This window comes from Arthrobacter sp. 49Tsu3.1M3 (genome assembly GCF_900168135.1).
GTDB lineage: Bacteria > Actinomycetota > Actinomycetes > Actinomycetales > Micrococcaceae > Arthrobacter.
Genome location: NZ_FUZD01000045.1, coordinates 1 through 2,324 on the forward strand (window position 1 = coordinate 1; position 2,324 = coordinate 2,324).

Consider the following 2,324-nt stretch of genomic DNA (forward strand, 5'->3'; position numbering starts at 1 on the left):
CCCCACCACCCAAAAACCCCGCCACCACAACCCAAAACTACCCACAACGCACCTCACCGCACGCTCCCCGGCCCCCACGGCCACTATGCCGTGCGTCACCACACCGTGCCGGCAGATCCCCACACGGTGCCCCCAGGCAATGGCGGCCAACCAGAACGTCGTGTTGTCGAATGCCGGCCGCCGCTGGGCGCCACGCGGGCAGGGACTTCCGATGCCGCCCGGACCATGCGGCGAACCAAGTGCTGTTCGAGGGGTAGATGACGCGCAGGGCCGGCGGTCGTAGCGGCGGGGGCGGTGGTGGTTGCCGGCGATCCGGCCTGAGCGCCGCGGCTAGCGCGGCGGCCCGAAACGCTGTAACGCCGCCGCCCGGACTGTGTCCGCAGCGTGCTCTTGACGCGGCCCCGGCCACAAGGGTAGACAAGGGCCATCCCGGTGTCGTCGCGGGGGTCACGACCGCAGAACGAACGCAGGCAGCGCGGGGACCGTCATTTTGAACCACGGCGGAGCAGCGGAGTGAGGTGTGAGCGATGACCGGATTAGTTGCCTTCCGCTTCGTGGCGCTCGGCTGGGCAGCCTACGTCGCCACCGAAGCAGGGAATGCCGACGATTGGGCGTACTACTTCGGCGTCTTTGTGATTGTGCTGGCCCAGTGCGCCGGCGTACCGCTTCCCGCCGTGGCCGTACTGCTTGGAGCCTACGCCTCGGCGCGCCACGGAGATCTGAACCTTGCCGCCGTCATCGCGGTCGGCAGCCTGGGCGCGATGCTCGGGAGCACTATTGGCTATGTACTTGGGCGGGTGGGAGGCCGTCCGCTGATGCTTCGACTCGCACAGCGCTTCCACGCCGACGAGAATCGCATCCTCCAACTCGAGTCGTTCTTCGATCGGCACGGCGGCAAAGCCTTGTTCTTCGGTCGCTGGGTCATAGTTGTTCGGCTCTGGGGCGCCATTGCCGCGGGAGCCGCCAAGATGCCGTGGCCCAATTTTCTGCTCTGGACCATCACAGGGTCCATTGCCTGGGTCGCGAGCCTCAGCGTTCTCGCCTATTTGGCCGGGGCGCTGGCCAATGCCATCGGTGACGCTCTCGACATCGGCGGTTGGGTGCTGGTCCCCTTCGTCGTACTTGGCCTGGTGATCGTCTGGCGCCGGCGCAGACGCCGGAAGCTCAGGTCAGCGGGAGGGGCCGGGGACGGGGTGCCGGATGCCGAATGAAGCCGGGGCTCAGCTGTCCCGCCCGTTCGGGCATGTTTTGCTCCTCGACAGCGTGGCCAAGAGGCCTTCTCCCAGGGACAGCGATGCGCAAACGCAGCCGGAGGCCGGATCTTGTGTCACCGTTCGCAGGGGACTTCTTCGCGCACCCGCTCAGATCGGTCAACGGCGCACCCGATAACGCAGGTGAAGCACCCTGTTGCCCTGAATCACCACGTCAGGATCCTCCAAGAGGTGCTGCGCGTGGACCGAGCCGAAGTAGCGCTTGCCGGACCCGAACACGACGGGGACGACGTCCATGCGCACCTCGTCGACCAGGCCCGCGGCAAGCACCTGGCCACCGACGTCACCGGCGGCGACCTCGACCACGCGGTCACCCGCAAGCTCCTGCGCCTTGGCCACGGCTGCCTCGACGCCGTCGACGAAGTGAAACGGCGCCTCGGGGTCCCAGCCCTCAGGCTCCGGCCGGTGCGTCACGACGACCACGTGCTGGACCCCGCCCGGAGGCTTCCCATCCCAGCCGTCCGTCAGGTCAAAGACGTGGCGGCCGACGATTGTCGCCCCGATCTGGTCCCAGTACGGCCGGGTGTAGTCGTAGGACGTCTGCGACACCTTCAGCTCGCCGCTATCGTCCAACGGCACGTCACCGCTGGACAACCAGTCAAACAGCGGTCCGGGCTGGTCGGTCTCGTCCGCGATGAAGCCGTCCACCGATACGGAGCTGTACATGACCACCTTGCCCATGGGGCTCTCCTTTGCTTTGGGTGCCCCCAAATTTAGGGTGTCGTGAACTCTCGCTCTCGTAAGAAATAATCGGCCGGCAGCTGCCAGCTGTCCAGCGCGTGGCCGGGAAGTTCGCGCAGGAACTGCCGCCGGACCTCGACGTACCGGGTCAGCGGGAGCCCGGAACTCGTGGCCGAAGGCTTGGTGGTTCTGGTTTGCGCGGATTCGACGACGATCGGCGCATCAGCGTCACCGGACACACTTTGCATTGTGAAGTGCCGTCAAACCCTGGAAAGGGGGGTTAAATGCGGGAGGACCCCAACCTGGTGGTTGGGGTCCTCGACCGTTAATGGTGTTCCGGCGGTGACCTACTCTCCCACACCCTCCCGGGTG

Annotated in this window: 3 protein-coding genes; 1 reads left to right on the plus strand and 2 read right to left on the minus strand. The window is 66.4% G+C overall.

Annotated elements, in window-relative coordinates; genetic code table 11:
- Nucleotides 1–527 precede the first annotated feature (527 nt).
- Entirely contained in the window at nt 528–1,211 is a 684-nt protein-coding gene (locus tag B5X90_RS20835; RefSeq protein WP_079555783.1) for a DedA family protein, read from the plus strand.
- Nucleotides 1,212–1,370: 159 nt separating this feature from the next.
- Here the strand turns inward: B5X90_RS20835 and B5X90_RS20840 are convergent, their stop codons facing one another.
- Nucleotides 1,371–1,952: a dihydrofolate reductase family protein gene (locus B5X90_RS20840; protein WP_079555784.1), complete on the minus strand. Its 582-nt coding sequence runs from the start codon at nt 1,950–1,952 to the stop codon at nt 1,371–1,373.
- A 32-nt stretch (nt 1,953–1,984) separates the two neighbouring features.
- Entirely contained in the window at nt 1,985–2,191 is a 207-nt protein-coding gene (locus B5X90_RS20845; RefSeq protein ID WP_143264864.1) for a hypothetical protein, read from the minus strand.
- Nucleotides 2,192–2,324: the final 133 nt, after the last annotated feature.

Coding starts and splice junctions, on each gene's coding strand:
- B5X90_RS20835 (WP_079555783.1), top strand. CDS start 528: ATGACCGGATTAGTTGCCTTCCGCTTCGTGGCGCTCGGCTGGGCAGCC.
- B5X90_RS20840 (WP_079555784.1), bottom strand. CDS start 1,952: ATGGGCAAGGTGGTCATGTACAGCTCCGTATCGGTGGACGGCTTCATC.